Origin of the sequence: Burkholderia sp. MSMB1826, assembly GCF_001526325.1 — a bacterium.
Taxonomy (GTDB): Bacteria; Pseudomonadota; Gammaproteobacteria; order Burkholderiales; family Burkholderiaceae; genus Burkholderia.
In genome coordinates, this window is the sequence record NZ_LOYN01000015.1 from 379,664 (window position 1) to 401,522 (window position 21,859).

Annotated in this window: 21 protein-coding genes and 1 pseudogene; 6 read left to right on the top strand and 16 right to left on the bottom strand. The window is 67.9% G+C overall.

All coding sequences use genetic code 11. The features are described 5' to 3' along the window. Positions 1-436 precede the first annotated feature (436 nt). Positions 437-601: pseudogene (locus WS95_RS35650) on the top strand (amidase family protein); the annotation flags it as partial. 118 nt (positions 602-719) lie between these two features. Next, positions 720-1,961, top strand: coding sequence for an NAD(P)/FAD-dependent oxidoreductase (locus tag WS95_RS08620; protein WP_034204305.1), 1,242 nt, complete (start codon positions 720-722; stop codon positions 1,959-1,961). A gap of 47 nt (positions 1,962-2,008) precedes the next feature. On the opposite strand, the gene WS95_RS08625 is transcribed toward WS95_RS08620, so the two are convergent. The 10 genes from WS95_RS08625 to WS95_RS08670 all read right to left on the bottom strand — a co-directional run bounded on the left by WS95_RS08625 (position 2,009) and on the right by WS95_RS08670 (position 12,647). After that, positions 2,009-3,154, bottom strand: coding sequence for an alpha-hydroxy acid oxidase (locus tag WS95_RS08625; RefSeq protein ID WP_059823305.1), 1,146 nt, complete (start codon positions 3,152-3,154; stop codon positions 2,009-2,011). Between the two features lie 183 nt (positions 3,155-3,337). After that, positions 3,338-4,111 carry a FadR/GntR family transcriptional regulator gene (locus WS95_RS08630; RefSeq protein WP_034204303.1) on the bottom strand — a complete coding sequence of 258 codons (774 nt, stop codon included), beginning with the start codon at positions 4,109-4,111 and terminating at the stop codon, positions 3,338-3,340. A gap of 67 nt (positions 4,112-4,178) precedes the next feature. Beyond that, a complete protein-coding gene (locus WS95_RS08635; protein WP_059823553.1) occupies positions 4,179-5,069 on the bottom strand; it encodes an amidohydrolase family protein in 891 nt (296 codons plus the stop codon). 65 nt (positions 5,070-5,134) lie between these two features. After that, complete coding sequence (locus WS95_RS08640; RefSeq protein WP_059823307.1) at positions 5,135-6,076, bottom strand: ABC transporter substrate-binding protein; 942 nt, start codon at positions 6,074-6,076, stop codon at positions 5,135-5,137. A gap of 82 nt (positions 6,077-6,158) precedes the next feature. After that, complete coding sequence (locus WS95_RS08645; protein WP_059790804.1) at positions 6,159-7,196, bottom strand: ABC transporter permease; 1,038 nt, start codon at positions 7,194-7,196, stop codon at positions 6,159-6,161. 37 nt (positions 7,197-7,233) lie between these two features. Then, positions 7,234-8,772 (bottom strand): sugar ABC transporter ATP-binding protein, encoded by a 1,539-nt coding sequence (locus WS95_RS08650; protein ID WP_059823308.1) that lies wholly within the window; start codon positions 8,770-8,772, stop codon positions 7,234-7,236. 12 nt (positions 8,773-8,784) lie between these two features. Beyond that, positions 8,785-9,561, bottom strand: coding sequence for an SDR family oxidoreductase (locus WS95_RS08655; RefSeq protein WP_059823310.1), 777 nt, complete (start codon positions 9,559-9,561; stop codon positions 8,785-8,787). Between the two features lie 70 nt (positions 9,562-9,631). Then, entirely contained in the window at positions 9,632-10,909 is a 1,278-nt protein-coding gene (locus WS95_RS08660; protein WP_059823311.1) for an L-fuconate dehydratase, read from the bottom strand. 23 nt (positions 10,910-10,932) lie between these two features. Further along, positions 10,933-11,775: an ureidoglycolate lyase gene (locus WS95_RS08665; RefSeq protein ID WP_059502362.1), complete on the bottom strand. Its 843-nt coding sequence runs from the start codon at positions 11,773-11,775 to the stop codon at positions 10,933-10,935. A 107-nt stretch (positions 11,776-11,882) separates the two neighbouring features. Next, on the bottom strand, positions 11,883-12,647 hold the full coding sequence (locus WS95_RS08670) for an SDR family oxidoreductase (RefSeq protein WP_059823556.1): 765 nt from the start codon (positions 12,645-12,647) through the stop codon (positions 11,883-11,885). A gap of 663 nt (positions 12,648-13,310) precedes the next feature. Between WS95_RS08670 and WS95_RS08675 the strand changes: the two genes are divergently transcribed. The 3 genes from WS95_RS08675 to WS95_RS08685 all read left to right on the top strand — a co-directional run bounded on the left by WS95_RS08675 (position 13,311) and on the right by WS95_RS08685 (position 15,264). Continuing rightward, positions 13,311-13,601 carry a DUF3331 domain-containing protein gene (locus WS95_RS08675; protein ID WP_006484717.1) on the top strand — a complete coding sequence of 97 codons (291 nt, stop codon included), beginning with the start codon at positions 13,311-13,313 and terminating at the stop codon, positions 13,599-13,601. Positions 13,602-13,766: 165 nt separating this feature from the next. Then, on the top strand, positions 13,767-14,753 hold the full coding sequence (locus WS95_RS08680) for an oxidoreductase (protein WP_059823558.1): 987 nt from the start codon (positions 13,767-13,769) through the stop codon (positions 14,751-14,753). A gap of 214 nt (positions 14,754-14,967) precedes the next feature. After that, positions 14,968-15,264, top strand: coding sequence for a DUF4148 domain-containing protein (locus WS95_RS08685; protein ID WP_034204295.1), 297 nt, complete (start codon positions 14,968-14,970; stop codon positions 15,262-15,264). A 193-nt stretch (positions 15,265-15,457) separates the two neighbouring features. On the opposite strand, the gene WS95_RS08690 is transcribed toward WS95_RS08685, so the two are convergent. The 6 genes from WS95_RS08690 to WS95_RS08715 form a co-directional block, all read right to left on the bottom strand. Beyond that, complete coding sequence (locus WS95_RS08690) at positions 15,458-16,657, bottom strand: TauD/TfdA family dioxygenase (protein ID WP_059823312.1); 1,200 nt, start codon at positions 16,655-16,657, stop codon at positions 15,458-15,460. 23 nt (positions 16,658-16,680) lie between these two features. Then, complete coding sequence (locus WS95_RS08695) at positions 16,681-17,637, bottom strand: alpha/beta hydrolase (protein ID WP_059823314.1); 957 nt, start codon at positions 17,635-17,637, stop codon at positions 16,681-16,683. A 47-nt stretch (positions 17,638-17,684) separates the two neighbouring features. Beyond that, on the bottom strand, positions 17,685-18,173 hold the full coding sequence (locus WS95_RS08700) for a thioesterase family protein (RefSeq protein ID WP_034204292.1): 489 nt from the start codon (positions 18,171-18,173) through the stop codon (positions 17,685-17,687). Between the two features lie 10 nt (positions 18,174-18,183). Further along, positions 18,184-19,149, bottom strand: coding sequence for an L-carnitine dehydrogenase (locus tag WS95_RS08705; protein WP_059823315.1), 966 nt, complete (start codon positions 19,147-19,149; stop codon positions 18,184-18,186). Positions 19,150-19,235: 86 nt separating this feature from the next. Then, on the bottom strand, positions 19,236-20,165 hold the full coding sequence (locus WS95_RS08710) for a 3-keto-5-aminohexanoate cleavage protein (protein ID WP_034204290.1): 930 nt from the start codon (positions 20,163-20,165) through the stop codon (positions 19,236-19,238). A 61-nt stretch (positions 20,166-20,226) separates the two neighbouring features. Further along, positions 20,227-21,180, bottom strand: a complete 954-nt coding sequence (locus WS95_RS08715) for a choline ABC transporter substrate-binding protein (RefSeq protein ID WP_034204289.1) — start codon at positions 21,178-21,180, stop codon at positions 20,227-20,229. Between the two features lie 447 nt (positions 21,181-21,627). Between WS95_RS08715 and WS95_RS35325 the strand changes: the two genes are divergently transcribed. Next, positions 21,628-21,792 (top strand): hypothetical protein, encoded by a 165-nt coding sequence (locus WS95_RS35325; protein WP_179950175.1) that lies wholly within the window; start codon positions 21,628-21,630, stop codon positions 21,790-21,792. The last annotated feature ends 67 nt before the right edge of the window (positions 21,793-21,859 follow it).

The following is a 21,859-nucleotide window of genomic DNA, read 5'->3' on the forward strand; positions in this document are numbered from 1 at the left end:
CGTGGGAAGTATGGGGAATTGGGGCTGTTTCGGTGATTTGGGCAGTGTGGCATCCATCGTTGGTTCAGTGCCAACGCCTCAGGATCGATCAGCGGATTGGATGCGCGGCTGCCTCAAAATTCATATGGTCTTACTTGGTGAGTCAGAACGTTTTCCAGTGCATGGGGCCGCCGTCTGCAACTACCTCCACGGTCGGCTCGACAAACTGCACAGTCGATTGACGAATCACGGCATCGCAATGCTGACGCTCGACTGCAGATAGCCGTTGTCACACGATCTGCCCACGCACCGGACGCGAGTACCTTCTCGCGTTCGGTTGCGCGAACAACCGCGATACCTCTGAGCCACCCATCGCCGACAAATCAGCCGACGTCTCCCCTAACCGCCTCCCCGCCAACTTGAACACCCGCATTCGCGATCACCGGCGTCACGACAGACCGAGCCGATCTCATTCGCGGGACTGCCGGTCGTCAGCGCGCCGTGCTTCGCATCGGGCGAACTGCCGGTCGGCGTGCAGTTGATCGGTGCGCCCGGCGACGACGCGGTGTGCTTCGACGCCGCGCGTCGGCTTTCGGCCGCGTGGCGCGACCTGCCCCGCTAGCGACGCGCCCCTTGGTGCCGCGCGCCGCCGCGAGTATGCTTGCAGCTCGAACACTCTCCAACCCGGGCGCGCGCACCGTACCGCGGGCAGGCGCCCCGCCAACCGTCACTCACCATCGATGGATTTCGACGTCATCGTTCTCGGCGCCGGCATCGTCGGCGTCTCCGCCGCGCTGCACCTGCAGGATCGCGGCCGCAAGGTTGCCCTCGTCGATCGCGGCGCGCCCGGCGAAGGCACGAGCTTCGGCAATGCGGGGCTGATCGAGCGCTCGTCGGTCGAACCGTATCCGTTCCCGCGCAGCCCGTTCACGCTGATGCGCTATGCGCTGAACCGCTCGACCGATCTCTACTGGCACAGTGCGTCGCTGCCCGCGTTCGCGCCGTGGCTCGCACGGTTCTGGTGGGAATCGGCGCCGCTGCGCCACGCGGCGGCCTCGCGCGACATGCTGCCGCTGATCGAACGCTGCATCGTCGAACACGACGCGCTGATCGCGCGGGCAGGCGCCGGCGAACTGATCCGCGCGAGCGGCTGGCTGGAGGCGTTCCGCACGCCGGCGGCGTTCGAACGCGGCGTGGCCGAGGCCGGCCTCACCGCGCGCCGCCACGGGCTCGGCATCACGCCGCTCGACGCGGCCGCGCTGCTCGCGCACGAACCGAGCCTCGCACCGGGCTTTTGCGGCGCACTGCACTGGCTCGACCCGAAAAGCGTCGTCGATCCGGCCGCGCTCGTCAAAGCGTATGCGCAACTGTTCGTGCAAGGCGGCGGCACGCTGCTGACGGGCGACGCCGCGAGCCTCGACGCGTTGTCGCCCGGCTGGCAGGTCCGGACCGACGACGGCCCGGCGGCCGCGCCGGCCGTCGTCGTCGCGCTCGGCCCGTGGTCCGATACCGTGTTCGGCAAGTTCGGCTACAAGATCCCGCTGCGCGAGAAGCGCGGCTATCACATGCACTACGCGCCGTCCGCGCGCGGCGTGCCGTCGGCGCCGATCGTCGATCGCGAATACGGTTACGTGATCGCGCCGATGCGGCGCGGGCTACGGCTGACGACGGGCGTCGAGATCGCGCGGCGCGGGCTTCCGCCGACGGGCGTGCAGCTCGAGCGCGCGGAACGCGTCGCGCGGCCGGTGTTCGGGTTCGGCGAGCGGCTCGACCCGCAGCCGTGGCTCGGCTTCCGGCCGTGCACGCCCGACATGCGCCCGGTGATCGGCCCCGCGCCCGCGCATCGCGGGCTGTGGTTCGCGTTCGGGCACAACCATCACGGGCTGACGCTCGGCCCCGTCACCGGGCGGCTGCTGGCCGAGATGATGACCGGCGAGGCGCCGTTCACCGATCCGGCGCCGTATCGCGCGGATCGCTTCTGAGCACGATACCGGCCGGCGTGCGGGCCCGAACGGCGCCGCACCCGCCGTCAGCGAAAGCGCAGCTGATGCCGCCCGAGCTGCGCAACGGACGCGCAGCCCATCAGCCGCATGTCCCGTTCGATCTCCGCCCGCATCAGCTGCAACGCGCGCTCGACGCCGGGCTGGCCTGCGGCGGCGAGCGGGAACAGGTAGTAACGCCCGAGGCCGACCGCCTTCGCACCCAGCGCCAGCGCTTTCAGTACGTGCGAACCTCGCTGCACGCCGCCGTCCATCATCACGTCGATCCGGTCGCCCACCGCGTCGACGATCTCGGCAAGCTGATCGAACGCAGCGCGCGAACCGTCCAGTTGCCGCCCGCCGTGGTTCGACAACACGATGCCGGTACAGCCGATGTCCACGGCCCTGCGCGCGTCGTCGACCGACATCACGCCTTTCAGGCAAAACTGTCCGTTCCACTCTCGCACCATCGCGGCGACGTCGTCCCATGACATCGACGGATCGAGCATGTCCGTGAAGTAGCGGCTGATCGACATCGCGCCGCCGCCCATGTCGACGTGCCGGTCGAGTTGCGGCAAACGGAACCGCTCGTGGGTCAGATAGTTGAATGCCCAGGCCGGCTTCAACGCGAACTCGGTCAGCCCCGCGAGCGTCAGCCGGAACGGAATCGAGAAGCCCGTGCGCTTGTCGCGCTCGCGATTTCCCCCGGTGATGCTGTCCACGGTCAGCATCATCACGTTCACGCCGGCCTGCCGCGAGCGGTTCATCATCTCGCGGTTGAGGCCGCGATCCTTGTGAAAGTAGAACTGGTACACCTGCGGACCCTGGCTGATCGCACGGGCTTCTTCCAGGCTCACCGTGCCGAGCGACGACACCCCGAACATCGTGTCGAACTTCGCGGCCGCGGCGGCGACCGCGCGCTCGCCGTCGTGATGAAACAGGCGTTGCAGCGCCGTCGGCGAACAATAAACCGGCATGCCGAGTTTCTGCCCCATGACCGTCACCGACAGATCGACATCGCGCACGCCGCGCAACACGTTCGGCACCAGATCGCAGTGCTCGAACGCACTGGTGTTGCGTCGATACGTGGCTTCATCGTCGGCCGCGCCGTCGATGTAATTGAAGATCGGCCCCGGCAACCGCCGCCGGGCCAACTCGCGGAAGTCGTGAAAATTGTGGCAATCGTTCACGCGCATTCGTCACACTCCATTCGGCGCGCGAGCGGCGTGCCGGTGGGCCGGCGCGCGGCGCTCGCATCGCAGCGTTCGTTCGGTCCCGGCGGCCGGCGTCCTCGTGCGGAACGGTGGCCGCGTCGGCAGCCGGGAGGGGGGTGCATCGCGTCCGCCGCTTCCGAACCTGCAGGGAATCGACGCGCGCACTCAGTCGAGCGCGCGGCCGAAGATGCGGATCACTTCGTCGAGATGCTCGGCCATCGCACGGCGCGCGGCATCGGGGTCGCGCGCGCGGATCGCGTCGAGGATCGCGCGATGCTCGCGCTCCGACCGGTGCGGCATGTCGTTCGGCATGTACAGCGACTGCAGCCGCTGGAACATCGGATCGTACTTGTGCGCGAGCAACTGCTTGATCATCAGCGCATATGCCGGATTGTCGCTCGCTTCCGCGATGCGGATATGGAACAGCCGGTCGCCCGGGTGCGTGAGCGAGCCGCTGCGGTTGTCGTCCTGATTGCGCAGGAACGCTTCGTGAATGCCTTCGATCTGCGCGTCCGAGCCGTGCTGCGCGGCCAGCGACGCCGCTTCCGGCTCGATCAGCCGGCGCGCCTGCAGCAGCGCGAACGGCGGGATTTCCGTGTCGAGATCGAGCGCGATGCCGAGCTCCGGATCGATCTCGACGATCGAGAACGGCGCGACCGTTACCGTCGCATCGGGCGCCGACGCGGGTTCGGGCGCGGCGGACGCTTCGGGCTGGCGCACCTTCACGCCGTCGCCGACGCGCACACTGACGAGCCCGTTCACTTCGAGCGCGATCAGCGCCTCGCGCACCGACGTGCGCGACACGCCGAACCGTTCGGCGAGTTCGCGCTCGGGCGGCAGATAGCTGCCCGGCGGGAAATCGCCGGACTCGATCATCGCACTGAGCTTGTCGGCGATCTGCTGGTAGAGGCGGCGGTTCTGAATCGGCTGGATGGACATACGTTGACGCTGGTAATCGGTTTCGTTCCGGACGGCCCGACGAATCGGCAGACCGTTCGCGCCTATTTTATATGCCGCGCTTCACATCGCCCGGCACCGCGTAGCAACGCGCGGCCGTGCCGCCCCACAGCGCGCCGCGTTCGGCCGCCGACAGCCGCGACTCGGCCCAGCGCTCGACCAGCGACGCCACTTCGTCGTACGACGCCGCGAGCAGGCATACGGGCCAGTCCGATCCGAACATCAGCCGCTGCGGGCCAAACGCGTCGAGCGCCGCGTCGAGGCACTGCTCGATGTGCCGGATGTCCTGCGCGCGCAGGCCGCGCCGCCAGTCGGCTTCGGTCACGAGCCCCGACAGCTTGCACGCGACATGCGGCAGCGCGCCGAGTTCGCGCAGCGACGCGCGCCAGCGCGCGAACGCCGTGTCGTCGCGTTCGAACTCGGCGAGCGCCGGCTTGCCGACGTGGTCGAGCACGAGCCAGTGCGCGTCGTGCCGCGCGCAAAACGCACGCACGTCAGGCAACTGGCGCTCGAACACGAGCACGTCGTACACGTAGCCGTTCGCCTGCAGCCACGCGACGCCGCGATTGAAGCCGGGATCGGCGACGAACGCGCCGACGTCGGCTTCGTCCTGCACCTGATGACGAAAACCGCGCAGCTTCGGACTGCGCCACTCGGCGACACGGTCGGCCAGCGCCGGCGCACCGAGATCCTCCCAGCCGACCACCGCCGCGATGCGCGCATCGTCGCGCGCCAGATCGAGCAGGAACGCCGTCTCGTCGCGCCCGGCGCGCGCCTGCACCGCGATCGACGCGCCGAGCGCCTGCGCATGCATCTGCGGCCACAGCGCGTCGGGCAGGTAGTCGCGTGCGAGCACGCCCATGCCGGGGCCGATCCACGGATAGTCGGCCGCGCGGTAACGCCAGAAGTGCTGATGCGAATCGATACGCATTGCGCCCATGATGCCCTCGTCTTCGATCGTCGCGGCGGCGGCGGCCCCCATCGTCGCCCGCCCATTCGCCACGTTCAGTCGTACAGCACCGCCGCGATCTTCGGATCGTCGATATTGGTCTTGTCGTACCAGTAGAAGCCGGTATCGATGACCTTCGGCAGCTTCTCGCCCTTGATCGCCTTCACGGCCGCCTCGACCGTCTTGTAGCCGATGCCGATCGGGTTCTGCGTGATCGCGCCGGCCATCAGCCCACTGCGGATCGCGTCCTTCTGCTGCTTGCCGGAATCGTAGCCGACGATCACGACCTTGCGCTTCATCTCGCGCACGCCGTTGACCACGCCGATCGCCGAGCCTTCGTTGGTGCCGAACAGCCCCTTGAGCTTGGGATACGCCTGCAAGATCGACTTCGTCACTTCGGTCGATTTCAGCTGATCGCCTTCGCCGTACTGCACGGTCACGACCTGCACCTTCGGATGCGCCGACTTCATCCGGTCGAGGAAGCCGTCGCGGCGGTCGATGCCGGTGCGGCTCGTCTGGTCGTGCGCGACCACGGCCACCTGCCCTTCGTCGCCGATCAGCGCGGCGAGCTTGTCGGCGGCGAGCGCGGCAGCCGCCTTGTTGTTGGTCGCGGCCGTCGTCACGGGAATGTCGCTATCCACCCCCGAGTCGAATGCGATCACCGGAATCTTCTCGGCCTGCGCCTTCTTCAGCAGCGGCAGCGCGGCCTTGCTGTCGAGCGCCGCGAAGCCGAGCGCGGCCGGCTTCTTCGCGATCGCGGCCGACAGCATGTCGATCTGCTTGTCGACCATCGCTTCGGTTTCGGGCCCTTCGAACGTCACCTTCACCTTGTAGTCCTTCGCGGCCTGCGTCGCGCCCGATTTCACGGCCTGCCAGAACTGATGCTGAAAGCCCTTCGAGATCAGCGGGATATAGGTTTCCTGTGCCTGCGCGCCGGTCGTGACGCCGACGGCGAACGTCAGTCCGACGATCGCGTTCAACACCTTGCTCCTGATCACTTCGCGTCTCCTTGGTTGGTATCGACTGAAATGCCGGCCCGGCCGGCGGTGAAGCCCATGCGTGTTCGCGTCCGTGTCTGCGTCAGCGGCGGCGCCGGCGCAGGATGTCCACGTAGACGGCGAGGATGATGATCACGCCCGTCACGACCGTCTGCCATTCCTGCGCGACCGACATGATGCGCAGGCCGTTGGTCAGCACGCTCATGATGAACGCGCCGATGATGGTGCCGACGATGCTGCCCGCGCCGCCGGACAGCGACGTGCCGCCGATCACGACCGCCGCGATCGCATCGAGCTCGTAGCCCTGCCCGAGCGCCGGCTGCGCGGAGTTCAGCCGCGACGCGATCAGCAGGCCGGCGATCCCGCACACCGCGCCGCTGAACGTGTAGACGGCGATCTTCCATGCGTCGACGTTCACGCCGGAGAGCCGCAGCGCCTCCTCGTTGCTGCCGAGCGCGAACGTGTAGCGGCCGAAGATGGTGCGGTTCAGCACGATCGACGCGCCGATCGCGACGAGGAACAGGATCAGCACCGCGTTCGGGATCGGCAGCGCGGGAATCAGGTTGCCGATCAGCGAATCCTGCGCGATCGACGTGAAGCCCGGCGTGTCGTTGAAGTAGATCGGCCGCGTGCCCGAGATCACGAGCGACAGCCCCTTGAGCAGCATCATCATGCCGAGCGTCGCGATGAACGGCGGCACCTTCATCTTCGCGATCACGAAGCCCGACACGCAGCCCGACAGCGCGCCGAAGCACAACGCGGCCAAGATCCCGAGCGGCAGCGGCATCCCCCATTTCGTGAGCACGACGCCGGCCATCACCGCGCAGAACGTCATCAGCGTGCCGACCGACAGATCGATGCCGGACGTGATGATCACGTACGTACAGGCGACGGCCAGCACGCCGTTCACGGCGGTCGCCTGCAGGATCGACACGAGGTTGTCGACTTCGAGGAAGTTCGACGACGCGAAGCTGAAGAACACGATCAGCAGCACGAGGCTCGCGAACGCGAGCAGCTTCTGCCGCGCGGCCGGGTTGAAGAAGCGCGATTTCAGGCGCGATGCGGCGGCCGGCGTGTCGCCGGTGGCAAGGGGCGGAACGGGATGCGTATCGTTGGACATGATCGGGTAGGCGTCTGAATCGGGACAATCGAGGCAATCAGGGCAACACGGTCGACTCGCGCTGCGTCGCGAGCTGCATGATCCTTTCCTGCGTGGCGTCGGCCGCGCGCAATTCGCCGGTCACGCGGCCTTCGCACATCACGAGAATCCGGTGGCTCATGCGCAGCACCTCGGGCAGCTCCGACGAGATCATCACGATCGCCTTGCCGTCGGCGGCGAGCGCATCGAGCAGCTTGTAGATCTCGCTTTTCGCGCCGACGTCGATGCCGCGCGTCGGCTCGTCGAAGAACAGGATGTCGCAGTCGCGCAGCAACCACTTCGCGATCACGATCTTCTGCTGGTTGCCGCCCGACAGCAGCCGCGCGGGCTGCGCGACCGACGGCGTGCGGATCGCGAGCTGCCGCACGTACGACTGCGCGGTCTCGCGCATCCCGCGCGCATCGAGGAACATGCCGCGGCGCACGAAGCGGCGCATGCTCGACAGCGCGATGTTGTTCTGCACGTCCATCCCGACCGCGAGCCCGAAGTGCTTGCGATCCTCGGACAGATAGCCGATGCCGGCCTTCACCGCGTCGGCGGGCGTGCGGATCGTCACGGTCCTGCCGTGCACGCGGATCTCGCCCGCATCGACCGGGTCCGCGCCGAACACCGCGCGCGCGACCTCGGTACGACCCGCGCCCATCAGCCCGGCGAAGCCGAGGATCTCGCCGCGCCGCAGCGTGAAGCCGACGTCGCGGATCGCGCGGCCGCGCGACAGCCCGCGCACTTCGAGCGCGATATCGTTCGCGGACGTATCGGGCGGCGTGCGGGTGTCCGTATCGAGCTGGCGGCCGACCATCATCGAAATGATCGCCTCCATCGACGTATCCGCCATCGGCACGGTCGCGACGTACTTGCCGTCGCGCATCACGGTCACGCGATCGGCGATCTGGCGCAGCTCGTCCATCTTGTGCGAGATGTAGACGATGCCGACCCCGTTCGCGCGCAGGTCGCGGATGATGCGAAACAGTTCGGCGATCTCCGCGTTGTTCAGCGCGGCGGTCGGCTCGTCCATGATCAGCGCGCGCGAGTCGAACGACAGCGCCTTCGCGATCTCGACCATCTGCTGCTTCGCGACCGTCAGCCTGCCCACGGGCGTGCGCGGATCGAGATCGAGCCGCATCCGCCGGAAAATCGCGGCCGCGTCGCGGTTCAGCCGGTCTTCGTCGACGAACACGCCGAAGCGCCCGCGCAGCTCGCGGCCGATGAAGATGTTCTGCGCGACGCTCAGGTGGTTCATCAGGTTCAGTTCCTGATGGATGATGCCGATGCCGAGCGCCTGCGCGGCACGTGGATCGGCGATCTCCACCGGGCGGCCGTCCATCCGGATTTCGCCGGCGTCGCGCTGATAGACGCCCGCGAGAATCTTCATCAGCGTCGACTTGCCGGCGCCGTTCTCGCCCATCAGCGCATGCACTTCGCCCGCGCGCAGGTCGAAACGGCAATCGTCGAGCGCCTGCACGCCCGGAAAGCGCTTGCCGATGCCGGCCAGCGCGATCAGCGGCGGCGCGGTGTTCGGGTTCGGGTCGGGTTGCATGAATCGCGGCCCTCAGCTGATCGCACGATCGAGATGCGTATAGCCGCCGTCGACGAACAGCCACTGGCCCGTCGTGTGCGACGCGCGATCCGACAGCAGGAACACGACCGTATCGGCGATCTCGTCGGCCGTCGTGAAGCGCCGGCCGAGCGGCACCTTGCCCGCGATGCCGGCGAGCTTCGCGTCCGGATCGTCGAAACCCGCCAGCCAGTTCCGGTACAGCGGCGTCATCACTTCGGCGGGGATCACCGCGTTCACACGCACGCCGTCGTCGCGCAACGCGACGGCCCATTCGCGCGTCAGTGCGAGCTGCCCGCCCTTCGACGCGCAATAACCGCTCGTGTTGCCCTGCCCGGTCACGGCCGTCTTCGACGAGATGTTGACGATCGCGCCGCGCGTCTGTTTCAGATGCGGCACGCAGTAATGCGCCATCACGTAGTAGTGGATCAGGTTTCGCTCGAGCGACGCGACGAACGCGTCGCGCCCGGCGTCGAGCCCGATGCTGTCGTTGACGCCCGCGTTGTTGACGAGGCCGTCGATGCGGCCGAAACGCGCGACGGTCTGCGCAACGGCGTCGCGGCACTGCGCGTCGTCCTGCAGCTCGACGGTCACGCACGCGGCGCGCGGCTGTTTCCGGGCGAGTGCTTGCCAGAACGCGTCGTCGGGCGCGTGGCGCGCGAACACCACCGGGATCGCGCCTTCGTCGGCCAGCCGCATCGTGATCGCAGCACCGATGCCCGACGCGCCGCCGGTCACGATCACGACCTTGTCTTGCAGATTCAAATCCACTTCGCGTCTCCGTCGTTCATGTTGTCGCCGCGCACGACACGCGTGGCGCGCCGTCGTGCGCGGCCATGCGTCAGCCGCGGAACCGGTACTGCTCCAGCGATTCGGGCTTCATCTCGATCGAGAAACCGGGCGCCGTCGGCGGCATGTACGCCGCGCCGCGCACCACGCACGGTTCGACGAAATGCTCGTGCAGATGATCGACGTACTCGGTCACGCGCCCTTCCTTCGTGCCGGAAATGCACACGTAGTCGATCATCGACAGGTGCTGCACGTATTCGCACAGCCCGACGCCGCCCGCGTGCGGGCACACCGGCAGCCCGTATTTCGCGGCCATCAGCATCACCGCGAGAATCTCGTTCACGCCGCCGAGCCGGCACGCGTCGATCTGCACGACGTCGATCGCGCCGCGCGCGATGAACTGCTTGAACAGCACGCGGTTCTGGCACATCTCGCCGGTCGCGACCTGCACCGGCGCGATCGCCTTGCGGATCTTGCGATGTCCTTCGACGTCGTCGGGGCTCGTCGGCTCCTCGATGAACCACGGCCGCGCGAATGCGAGCTCGCGCACCCAGTCGATCGCCTCGTCGACTTCCCACACCTGGTTCGCGTCGATCATCAGCTTGCGGTCGGGGCCGATCACCTCGCGCGCGATCGTCACGCGGCGGATGTCGTCCTCGAGGTTCGCGCCGACTTTCAGCTTCACGTAGTCGAACCCTTCTTCCACCGCCTCGCGGCACAGCCGGCGCAGCTTGTCGTCGCTGTAGCCGAGCCAGCCGGCCGACGTCGTGTAGCACGGGTAGCCGTCGCGCTCCAGCGCGGCGATCCGCGCGGCCTTGCCGGGCGCCTGCCGGCGCAGCAGGTCGAGCGCTTCGTCCGGGCTCAGGCAGTCGGTCAGGTAGCGGAAGTCGATCGCTCGCACCAGCTCCTCCGGGCTCATGTCGGCGACGAGCCGCCACAGCGGCTTGCCGACGGCCTTCGCCCACAAATCCCACACCGCATTGACGACGGCGCCCGTCGCCAGATGGATCGCGCCCTTGTCGGGGCCGATCCAGCGCAACTGGCTGTCCGACGTGACGTGCCGCCAGAACCGGCCCATGTCCTCGCGGATCCAGTCGAGGTCGAGGCCGACGACGAGGTGGCGCATCGCGTCGATCGCCGCGCAGCAGATTTCGTTGCCGCGTCCGATGGTGAACGTGAGCCCGTGACCTTCGAGGCCGTCGCGGTCGGTTTCGAGCACGACGTAGGCCGCCGAATAATCGGGGTCCGGATTCATCGCGTCGGAGCCGTCGAGCTGGCGCGAGGTCGGAAAGCGCACGTCGAGGACGCGCATCGATCGAATGATAGGCATGACGAACCGTCCGTTGAAGGAAATCAGGCCTGCACGGTGCGCTGGCGTTGCTCGCCGAGCCCGTCGATGCCGAGCGTGATCACCTGTCCGGCGCGCAGATAGACGGGCGGCTTCTGTCCGAGGCCGACGCCCGGCGGCGTGCCGGTCGAGATCACGTCGCCCGGCTGCAGGCTCATGAAGCGGCTCAGGTAGCTGATCAGGTGCGGCACGCGGAACACCATCGTCGCGGTCGTGCCGTTCTGGTAACGGTGGCCGTCCACTTCCAGCCACAGCCGCAGCGCGTGCGGATCGGGCACTTCGTCGGCCGTCACGAGCCACGGGCCCAGCGGGCCGAACGTGTCGTTGCCCTTGCCCTTGTCCCACGTGCCGCCGCGCTCGAGCTGGTATTCGCGCTCCGACACGTCGTTTACGACGCAGTAACCCGCGACGTGAGACAGCGCATCGGCTTCGTCGATATAGCGGCCGCCCTGGCCGATCACCACGCCGAGCTCGACTTCCCAGTCGGTCTTCTCCGAGCCGCGCGGGATCTCGACGTCGTCGTTCGGGCCCGAGATCGCGCTCGTCCACTTGCCGAACACGACGGGCTCCTTCGGGACTTCCATCCCGGATTCGGCCGCGTGATCCGAGTAGTTGAGCCCGATGCAGATGAACTTGCCGACGCGGCCGACGCACGCGCCGAGCCGCGGCGTGCCTTCGACGAGCGGCAGCGACGACGGCGGAATGTCGCGCAGCCGCGCGAGCGACGCGGGGGTCAGCACGTCGCCGGCGATATCGTCGATCACGCCGGACAGGTCGCGAATGTGGCCCTGCGCATCCAGCAGGCCCGGTTTTTCATGGTGTTTGTCGCCAAATCTCAGCAGTTTCATAGCGTCGTGTATGCGGAAAGTGAATGGGGAGGCGCGGTCGGTCAGACACGGTCGGTTGGACACGGTCGGTTGGACACGGTCAGTTGGACACGGTCGGTTAGACACCGTCAGTTCGACCAGCCGCCGTCGATCAGATGAATCGTGCCGGTGGTGAACGACGCTTCGTCGGACGCCAGATACAGCGCGAGCGCGGCGACTTCGTCCGCGGTGCCGATGCGGCCGATCGGCTGACGCGCGACGAACGCCTGGCGCACCTCGTCGGCGGACACGTGGCGCGTGCGCGCCTGGTCCTCGATCCGCTGCGCCAGCGACGGCGATTCGATCGTGCCCGGGCAGATCGCGTTGCAGCGGATGCCCAGCTCGACGAAATCGGCCGCCACCGCCTTGGTCAGCCCGATCACGGCCGCCTTGGTGGTGCCGTACACGAAGCGGTTCGGCACGCCCTTCACGCTCGACGCCGCCGACGCCATGTTGACGATCGACGCGCCGCCCGCTTCGAGCATCGCCGGCAACAGCGCGCGGATCAGCCGGTACATCGACGTGACGTTCAGGTTCAGCGAGAACGCCCACGCGTCTTCGTCGCACTCGAGGATCGAGCCGTGGTGCACGTAGCCCGCGCAGTTGAACAGCACGTCGAACGCGCGTTCGCTCGCGGCGAGCGCGGCGATGTCGTTCGCGTCGGTGACGTCGAGCCGCCGCGTGACCAGCCTGCCGCCCGCGCGCTCGGCGTCGGCTTCGAGCCGCACCAGCGCGGCCTCGTTGATGTCGGTCGCCAGCACGTCGGCGCCCTCGCTCGCGAAGCGCAGCGCGGTCGCGCGGCCGATGCCCTGCCCGGCCGCCGTCACCAGCGCGCGTTTGCCCTGCAATCTCATGAGCATCTCTCCGAAAAAGCCGGCCAGCCGTCGGCCGATTGGCACAAAGGACTGAAGGTCCAACCAATCATAGGAACGGATCGCGCGTTTGTCACGAAATTGGGATTCAGTATTTACCCGGGGCCGAAGAATCCGTCCGACGCACGAAATTGGCCGCGAAAGTAGCGTCGAGGCGTCGCCCCGCGATCCGCTCGAACCCAATACCGGCGGGCGTTCCAGCCGCTTCTTCCCGCGACGTTCGCGCGGCGGACAGGAAAACTGACAAAAAAGTCATGTTCGCGTCAGGGTGTCAACGGGTGGCGCGCGCCATCATGGCGTTGCCGGACCGCGCTTCCGGTACATCGCCTCCCCCGCCCGCGCCGGATCTCTGCGGGCACCTCCGTCCCTGGCGATGTATCCCGTGACTGGGCGAGCAGACACGGCGCGCGGGCCGATTTTCGCCCCGGACTTCGCGTCCGGGGCCTTTTGTCGTTGGTTTTTCAAGAAAATAAGCGTGGATTGTTTCTAAATCGGCAAAAGGTAATTTGAGCCAGACAGGATGTTTTTTCCGGTCACAGACGCTTACATTTAGCGCACCACTCATGGAAACCGCTACGGATTCGCCATCGGGTAGTGACATCCACTGCCACGGCCGAACCCGCACGAGCTTTAGGAAACGGCAAAATGAAGGCCTCCAAATCCCTGCCTGCGCTCGATCCCGCCGACGTCCACGTCGAAATCCTCGAACGTTCCGATACGCTGCTCGTCGTCCGCTGGGTCGAACCCGGCCGCTGCCACTACGGTGAACAGCGCTGGCGACGCCGCTTCGCGCAGCGCACCGGGACCTGCGCGCTGTCGCGCCAAGTCATCCACCGCGGCGACGAAGTATTCCGTCCGGCCGAACGCCCGGCTCCCGCGAACGCCGCCGCCATGATCTCCGCCGCCGAAGTGCTCGCGCTGGCCGGCAGCAGGTAAAACCCGCCCGCCGTGCGCCGGCCGGCGGCGCCACGCCATCCGCCCGCCCTAGAAGCGCCGGTCTAATTCCTCCGCTTGTCTGCAACGTCCGCCCGCACTATCGTTACATCATTCAATGTAACGATTAGGCGCCGCAGCCGATCGGCCGCGCCGATGGAGGCAGACATGCATGCATGGAGCGCGCGCCACGTCCCGGCGCAAGGCGGGAAGGTCGCGGTCGTGACCGGCGCCAACAGCGGTCTCGGCTGGCAGCTCGCGGAAACGCTGGCCGCGAAAGGCGCGACGGTCGTGATGGGCTGCCGCGACGCCGCCCGCGGCGCGCAGGCCGCCGACGCGATCCGCCGGTTTCATCCTCATGCACGCGTTGAAGTCGATCCGCTCGACCTCGCCGATCTCGCGTCGATCGCACGCTTCGCGGCCGACGTCGGCGAACGCCACGGCCGCGTCGACATCCTCTGCAACAACGCCGGCGTGATGTTCCTGCCGCTGCGGCACACGCGCGACGGCTTCGAGATGCAGTTCGGCACCAACCATCTCGGCCATTTCGCGCTGACGGGCCATCTGCTGCCGGCGCTGCGCGCGGCGCGCCGGGCGCGCGTCGTCACGATGTCGAGCGGTTTCAACCGCGCCGGCCGGATTCGTGTCGACGACCTGCGCGCCGCACATCGCTACAACCGTTATCTCGCCTATTGCGACAGCAAGCTCGCGAACCTCGTGTTCGCGATCGAGTTGCAGCGCCGTTTCGAGCGCGCGGCGTTCGCCGGCATCAGCGTCGCCGCGCACCCCGGCTACGCGGCGACCAACCTGCAGTTCGCGGGCCCGGCGATGGACCGCTCGCCGGCCCGCGCCGCGCTGATGCGCGCCGCGAACCGGTATCTCGCACAGCCGGCCGCTCAGGGCGCGCTGCCCGCGATTCATGCGGCGACGTCGCCCGATCTGGCCGGCGGCGCGTACATCGGTCCGTCCGGCTGGTTCGAATCGCGCGGGCTGCCGGCACCGGCAAGCGTGCCGCGCGCGGCGCGCAGCGCGGCGTCGGCGGCATTGCTGTGGGAAGCCTCGGAAGCCGCGACGGGCGTGCGCTTCCTCAGCGCCGGCGCGCCCGCGGGACGCGCGCCGGGCCGACCGTTCGACACGACGGCCGAAGCGCGCTGAATCGCGTGCCGGCGCGCACGATATTCTTCATACTTATTGCATCAACCGAAAAGAAAGCCCGTTGAAAGACTGATTCGGCGTCGCACTGTTACCGGTCAGGAAACAATTTATCGTCAAAATCAGCGTTTACCCTGAACATGCCGGTGACTAAGATTTGATCAATCGCTCAAGACATGGTGTCGAGAGCGAACTCAATAAAACACCGGAGGTCACCATGAAATCGCTCGTTTCCGCAGTCGTTGCCGCTGCCGCCCTGTCCGCTTCGTTCGGCGCATTCGCGCAAAGCACCGTGACGCGCGCTCAAGTGCGCAACGAACTGGTCCAGCTCGAACAAGCCGGCTACAAGCCGGGTGTGTCGAGCCCGTACTACCCGAACGACATCCAGAGCGCCGAAGCGCGTGTTCATGGTGCCGACACCAGCGGCTACGGCGCGCAACCGGCTCCGCTCGTCCACTCGGGTGCGCCGGCTGCGTCGTCGAACGCACGCGATTCGATCTTCTTCGGCCAGTAAGCCGACGCGCCCCCAGCGGGCGCCGCGCATCGCGCGATGAAGTCACGCAGTCCGGACGAGCCCCCTTCGCGGGGCTCGTCTTTTTTGTGAAACGCATACCTCCGCCGCCCGGCAGCGGGTGGCTTCGCCCGGACGCGTGGCGTCCGGGCGCTTTTTCCCGGCGAGGTGTGCGTGAATGCGTCGTGTGCGCCGGTCAGTGCGCCACGGCCCCGGCCGGCGCCGACCGCGACAGCACGCGCCGCCGCGACAGCAGTTCGTCGCGATCGACGTAACAGCCCTGCAAGTGCCGCCGGCCCGTCGACGGGTCGAACTCGGTGCGCGCATGCAGCACGCGCCGGTTGTCGAACGCCCACATGTCGCCCGCCCGCAGCCGGCGCTGCACGCGAAAACGCGGCTCGCGCGCAAGCGCGAGGAATCGTCGGTACGCACGATAGACCGCTGCAACCGAACCGGCCGGCGCATCGAGCGGCCCGCGCAGGAAGTTCGCGACGCGCACTTCCGTGACGTTGCCGCGCGCATCGAGCCCGATCACCGGCGCCGAACAGCGGTAGTCGCTGTTCGCGCTCTTGTTCCAGAACTCGAACGGCGTCGACGCGAGTCGTTCGAAATCGTCCGGATGTTCGCGCCGCAGCGCATCCGCGAGCGCGAAGCCGTCGAGGAAGATGCTGTCGCCGCCCGTCGCGTCGTTCGCGAGGCAGTGCAGGAACTGCACGCCGGGCTGCAGTTCGCGTGTCGGCAGGTCGGTGTGCGGCGGAAGATTCAGCGACGTATACGCATTGCTGTCCGGGCGCGGCTTCGATTCGACGTCGAACAGCACGCCGAAATTGCTTTCGCGGATCAGGCCGATGCGGCGCGCGATCCCGTCGACGCGGCCGCGCTCGGCCGGCACGCCCTCGACGAGCGTCAGCCCCGTGCGCTGCAAGGCGCCGAGCCATGCGAACAACGCGCGGTCGTCCTCCATCACGTCGCGCCACGCGAACACGCCGATCGCCGCCGCATCGTCGCCGGTCCATACGTGGCGCTCGTGCGCGGCCAGGCGCTCCGCGCGCGACGCATCGTCGTATGCATGCGCACGCAACCAGCCCGGCGACCACGCGCTGCGGTGCCCGTCGTTCCATTCCACATGCAGCGCACCGTCGGTTTCGACATGCACGGTGAGCGCCGACAGATCCTCTCGCGCATCGGCGATCTCGAACACCTGTTCGCGCGTGATCGCATGCACGCACGCGGCACACGCGCAGTTGTCGCGCAGCCAGTCGAAATGGAACGGCGATCGTCGCGCGTCGCTCCACTCGATATTCACCGCGTCATCGCCGATCGTCGCCGTCGCGATGGCCGCGTCGGCCGAAAACGTCCGCCAGTCCTCGATACGGTGTTGCGCCGCTGCCTGCATCGTTGCCTCCCGGAAAACGCTCGCTACGCGTGCGGTGCGAGCAAGAACCCGCCGACCATCCGGTGCATCCGTGCGGCCTGCGGGCTCGTCCCGAGCGCGCGCCAGCAGCCGTGCACCAGCCCCTCTCCCATCCAGTGGCGCGCGCCCCCGCCGGCCGCGCGAATCCGTTCGACGTACACGCGCGCATCGTCGCGCAGCGGATCGTGCTCCGCGCCGATCGCGAGCACCGGCGGCAGGCCGTCGAAACGCGCTGCCTCGAGCGGCACCGACGCGCGCAGCAGCGGGTTGCCGCTCCGCAGCGCGTCGGGCGAGTCATCGCCCCAGTACAGCGCGCGATAGCGATGCACGTCGTCGAGCGTCAGCATCGGCGCGTGCGCTTCCGTCTCGCGCGCGGGCGATTGCGGTTCGAAACCGAGCATCGGATAAACAAGCGCGACGCCGTCCACGCTCGCTTCGCCCGCATCGCGCAGCGCGGTCGCCACCGCCGCCGCGAGCATCCCGCCGGCGCTGTCGCCCGCGAGCGTCAACGGGTGCGCGCACGGCCCGAACGGCCAGCGCGCATCGCGCGCGGCGCGCGTCACCGCCACGCAATCGTCGAGTGCGGCCGGCGCGCGGTGTTCGGGCGCCAGCCGGTAGTCGACGGCGATCACGTCGAGGCCCGTATCGGCCGCCAGTTGCGCGGTGATCAGCGCATGACTGTCGAGCGAGCCGACAACGAAACCGCCGCCATGAAAAAACAGCACCGTGCCGCGCGGCGCACCGTGCGCGGACGTATAGCGCCGCAGCGCGATCGTGCGGCCGTCCGGCGCGCGCCACACGACGTCGTGCTGCACGATGCCGGCCGGCAGCGCAGCCGGCGTCCATTCGGCCGCGAAGCGGTCGTAGAGGCGGCGCTGCTCGCCGGGCGAGCGCGCCGCCGCATCGGCCGGATACCACGCGTCGACGGCCGCGACGAACGCCGCGATTTCCGGTTCGAGCATCGTGTGCGCTCCGCGGTCGAAGGGGGATCGGAAGGCGAAGCGCGCCGCTAGCGGCGCGGCGGCAGCCCGATCACGCGGCCCGCATACGCAGGCGCCGCGCAATCGCGCTGCAATGCGTGCAGCGCGGCCACGCGCGCGGCCACGTCGTCGTCGAACGGCGCCGATTTCGCACCGTCGCGCGTATCGACGTGCAGCAGCATCTGCTCGCTCGCCGATACCGCGTCGCCATGCCCGTCGGCGAACAGTTCGAGATACAGGTGCAGCCGCTTCGCGTCGTGCGCGAGCACGCGCGCATCGACGCGCACGGCCGTGCCTTCCTTGATCTCGTGCAGATAATTCACGTGCGCTTCGAGCGTGTAGACCGAGCGCCCCCGCTCGCGACGCGCGGCGTCGTCGAGGCCGATGCGATCCAGCAACGCATCGGTCGCGAAGCTGAAGATCAGCAGGTAGAACGCATCGCGCAGGTGGCCGTTGTAGTCGACCCATTCGGGCCGCACCACGTCGCGGTAAATCGTCAGCGGGGTATCGCCCGTCATCGCCTGTCCTTTATTCCTCGAATCGCATCCCGTGCCGCGCCTTCACCGCGGCGATCGATTTCAGCACCTCGGTGATGCACTCGTCGCGATAGCGCTCGAGCTCCTTGATGCTGCGCGTGCCCTGCTGTTCGGTCGTGCCTTCGACGACGCGGTCGATCAGCGCATCGGTCAACGTCGGCGCGACCAGTTTCGTCCACGGCAGTTCGAGCGCGGGGCCGAATTGCTGCATGAAGTGTCGCATGCCCGCATCGCCGCCGGCCAATGTGTAGGTCAGGAACGTGCCCATGAACGACCAGCGGATACCCGCACCGAAGCGGATCGCGTCGTCGATCTCGCCGGTCGTCGCGACGCCTTCGTTGACGAGATGCAGCGCCTCACGCCACAACGCCTCGAGCAGACGATCCGCGATGAAGCCCGGCACTTCCTTGCGCACGTGCAGCGGCCGCATGCCGAGCTTGCGATAGACCTCCATCGCGCCTTCGACCGCTTCCGGCGACGTGCGTGCACCGCCGAGCACCTCGACGAGCGGCAGCAGGTAGACGGGGTTGAACGGATGGCCGACCACGCAGCGCTCCGGATGCGTCGCCCGCGCGTAGAAGTCGGTCGGCAACAGCCCCGACGTCGACGACGCGATGATCGCATCGGGCTTCGCCGCGCGGCTGATCTGCTCGTGCAGCTCGAGCTTCAGCGCCTCGCGCTCGGGCGCGCTTTCCTGGATGAAATCGGCGTCGGCGACGCATTCCTCGATCGTCGACACGAACCGCAGCCGCGCGGGATCGGCGCCCGGCGCGAGGCCGACGCGTTCGAGCGCGGGCCACGCATTCGCGACGTTCGCGCGCAGCCGCGCTTCGGCGCCCGGCGCCGGATCCCACACGACCACGTCGAGACCGTGCGCGAGCGCGCGGGAAATCCATCCGCTGCCGATCACGCCGGTGCCGATCGCGGCAAACGTCTTGATGTCGGTCTTCACTGCCATGTCGATACATCCTTCAATTCAGGGGAAATCGGTGGGCGGCCGCGCATCGACGCATACCGCCATGCAATGTCGGTCAGTGAAAAAGCTCACGCGAATTCGGCGATCGCGCGACGCTCCAGCGCACGTTCGCCGCGCGCCGGCAGGCCGAGCTTGCGGCGGCCTTCGGCCGGCGTCAGCACGCGGCCGCCGAGGCGTTCGACGATCTCGCGAGCGCGCTCGACGAGCGTGCCGTTGGTCGCATGCACGCCGCGATCGAGCCAGATGTTGTCTTCGAGGCCGACGCGGACGTGACCGCCGAGCAGCATCGCCTGCGCGACCATCGGCATCTGCATGCGGCCGATCCCGAAGCCGGCCCAGTGCGCGCCCGGCGGCAGGTTGTCGACCATCGCCTTCATCGTGCCCGTATCGGCCGGTGCGCCCCACGGAATGCCCAGGCACAGCTGGAACAGCGGCGGATCGTCGAGCAGCCCTTCCTTCAGCAACTGCTTCGCGAACCACAGATGGCCCGTATCGAAGATCTCCAGCTCCGGCTTCACGCCGAGTTCCTGGATGCGCTTCGCGCCGGCGCGCAACTGTGCGGGTGTCGACACGTAGATGTAATCGCCGTCGCCGAAATTCAGCGTGCCGCAGTCGAGCGTGCAGATTTCCGGCAGCAGTTCCTCGACGTGTACGAGGCGTGTGAGGCCGCCGACCAGGTCGGTGCCCTTGCCGAAGCGCATCGGATCCTCGCCGGGGCCGATCTCGAGATCGCCGCCCATGCCGGCCGTCAGGTTGATGATCACGTCGACGTCGGCCGAGCGGATGCGGTCGACCACTTCGCGATACAGGTTCGGGTCGCGGCTGCCGCGCCCCGTCTGCGGATCGCGCACGTGGCAGTGGGCGACCGTCGCGCCGGCCTTCGCGGCTTCGATCGCGGCGGCCGCGATCTCCTTCGGCGTGACCGGAATCGCCGGATGCTTGCCGACCGTATCGCCCGCGCCCGTGACGGCGCAGGTGATGATGACTTCGTGGTTCATGCTGGATGCCTCGCTTGATTCGGGTTGTGTCGCATTGCGGGTAGCGCGCGGGCGCAGGCCGTTACAGGCCGAGATACGCCTTCACGGCAGGCAGGCCGTCCTTGCCGTCGAACGTCTTGACGCCCGCGAGCCAGGGATCGAGCACCTGCGGGTTCTTCTTCAGGTACGCCTTCGCGGCCTCGGCCGGCTTGGTCTTGTTCATCACCGACTGCATCAGTTGGTTCTCGAGCTGGGTCGAGAAGCGCAGGTTCGTCACGAGTTTGCCCGCGTTCGGGCAGCGCGCGATGAAGTCGGGCGCGGTCAGCGTGTACACGCGCGCTTCGCCGTAGTTCGGCCCGAACGCCGCGTCGCCGCCGGACAGGTAGTTCATGCTGAGCTGGATGTTCATCGGATGCGGCTCCCAGCCGAGAAACACCACCCACTTCTTCTCGCGGACCGCGCGCTCGACCGTCACCAGCATCCCGGCCTCGCTCGATTCGACGAGCTTGAAGCCGCCGAGCCCGTACTGGTTCGTGTCGATCATCTTCTGGATCGTCGCGTTCGCGCTGCTGCCCGGCTCGATCCCGTAGATCTTGCCGTCGAGTTCCGCGCGGTGTTTCGCGATGTCGTCGAAGGTTTTCAGGCCGGCCTGGTATTCGTAGCTCGGCACCGCGAGCGTCGCCTTCGCGCCGGACAGGTTCGGCGGCTCGACGACGTTGATCGACTTGCTGTCGAGGAACGGCTGCAACTGCTTTTGCTGCACGGGCCACCAGTAGCCGAGCGACACGTCGAGCTGCTTGCTCTTGAGACCGGCGAACGAGATCGGCACCGACGCGATCGTCGTGGTCGGCTTGTAGCCGAGCGCCTCGAACACGGTCGACGCGAGCGCCGTGGTCGACGTGATGTCGGTCCAGCCGATATCCGCGAAACGCACGGTGCGGCAGGTCGCGGCCTCCGTCTCGGCATGCGCGGCGTGCGTGAACGCACCGGTCGCCAGCACGGCCGCGGTGAGCGCGGCGATCTTCGTCGACTTCATGGTTCGATTCCTCCCGGTTGATCTCGCGGCAGCCGGTGCGCGGAGTGTGCGCCGGCCTGCATCGTGGGAGTAAAAGTAACGAGCCATATTCGAGCCGAGAAGACCGGCGGCGACCTGTTCTTGCCTGTTTGCGACTATGAGTGGAAACCACTAGATTCCGCAGGAGGCTTGCCGGATGGGGATTTGGGGTTTTTCTGGCGGGCGACGGGATTGCCCGGATGCGGCGTGCGCCTTTCGATTCCGCCACGGCCTTGCTGACAGGTTTCCGACACGTCGCCGAATACCGCGGGCCGGCCCTATGCTGGGCGTCGCCGGGCGATCGCGCGCCGCCCGCCGGTTAGCGTGCCGCGCCGGGCGCGGATGTTGCGCGTCAATGGCGCGGATGCCGACGGACACGGCCGGCCGTCGCGGTGTCCGCCTCCAGTCTCTCCAGCCAGGAGCCATACGATGCTCGTCGCTTGCTTCGTCGTCGCCCTTTTCGCCATCGTCGCGATCATGCACCGCGGCGTGACGGGCGACGCGGATGCGAACCTTCGCGCGCGATTCGATGCGGAAGGCGCGCGCGGCGACGTGGCGCGCCGCTTGATGCGCGACGCGGGATACGGCGTGTGAGTCGCGACGTCGGTCCGGCCGAACACGCCGGCCCGGTAGCGACGCGGCGCGGTCGGCGCGCCGTCAC

Bases quoted from the DNA above. Each gene is read 5' to 3' on its own strand.
- WS95_RS08690 (WP_059823312.1), bottom strand. From the start codon at position 16,657: ATGCAGGCAGCGGCGCAACACCGTATCGAGGACTGGCGGACGTTTTCG.
- WS95_RS35325 (WP_179950175.1), top strand. From the start codon at position 21,628: ATGCTCGTCGCTTGCTTCGTCGTCGCCCTTTTCGCCATCGTCGCGATC.
- WS95_RS08700 (WP_034204292.1), bottom strand. From the start codon at position 18,173: ATGACGGGCGATACCCCGCTGACGATTTACCGCGACGTGGTGCGGCCC.
- WS95_RS08625 (WP_059823305.1), bottom strand. From the start codon at position 3,154: ATGCGCGTGAACGATTGCCACAATTTTCACGACTTCCGCGAGTTGGCC.
- WS95_RS08710 (WP_034204290.1), bottom strand. From the start codon at position 20,165: ATGAACCACGAAGTCATCATCACCTGCGCCGTCACGGGCGCGGGCGAT.
- WS95_RS08695 (WP_059823314.1), bottom strand. From the start codon at position 17,637: ATGCTCGAACCGGAAATCGCGGCGTTCGTCGCGGCCGTCGACGCGTGG.
- WS95_RS08665 (WP_059502362.1), bottom strand. From the start codon at position 11,775: ATGAAACTGCTGAGATTTGGCGACAAACACCATGAAAAACCGGGCCTG.
- WS95_RS08660 (WP_059823311.1), bottom strand. From the start codon at position 10,909: ATGCCTATCATTCGATCGATGCGCGTCCTCGACGTGCGCTTTCCGACC.
- WS95_RS08650 (WP_059823308.1), bottom strand. From the start codon at position 8,772: ATGCAACCCGACCCGAACCCGAACACCGCGCCGCCGCTGATCGCGCTG.
- WS95_RS08675 (WP_006484717.1), top strand. From the start codon at position 13,311: ATGAAGGCCTCCAAATCCCTGCCTGCGCTCGATCCCGCCGACGTCCAC.
- WS95_RS08635 (WP_059823553.1), bottom strand. From the start codon at position 5,069: ATGGGCGCAATGCGTATCGATTCGCATCAGCACTTCTGGCGTTACCGC.
- WS95_RS08630 (WP_034204303.1), bottom strand. From the start codon at position 4,111: ATGTCCATCCAGCCGATTCAGAACCGCCGCCTCTACCAGCAGATCGCC.
- WS95_RS08620 (WP_034204305.1), top strand. From the start codon at position 720: ATGGATTTCGACGTCATCGTTCTCGGCGCCGGCATCGTCGGCGTCTCC.
- WS95_RS08705 (WP_059823315.1), bottom strand. From the start codon at position 19,149: ATGGCAGTGAAGACCGACATCAAGACGTTTGCCGCGATCGGCACCGGC.
- WS95_RS08680 (WP_059823558.1), top strand. From the start codon at position 13,767: ATGCATGCATGGAGCGCGCGCCACGTCCCGGCGCAAGGCGGGAAGGTC.
- WS95_RS08645 (WP_059790804.1), bottom strand. From the start codon at position 7,196: ATGTCCAACGATACGCATCCCGTTCCGCCCCTTGCCACCGGCGACACG.
- WS95_RS08670 (WP_059823556.1), bottom strand. From the start codon at position 12,647: ATGAGATTGCAGGGCAAACGCGCGCTGGTGACGGCGGCCGGGCAGGGC.
- WS95_RS08715 (WP_034204289.1), bottom strand. From the start codon at position 21,180: ATGAAGTCGACGAAGATCGCCGCGCTCACCGCGGCCGTGCTGGCGACC.
- WS95_RS08685 (WP_034204295.1), top strand. From the start codon at position 14,968: ATGAAATCGCTCGTTTCCGCAGTCGTTGCCGCTGCCGCCCTGTCCGCT.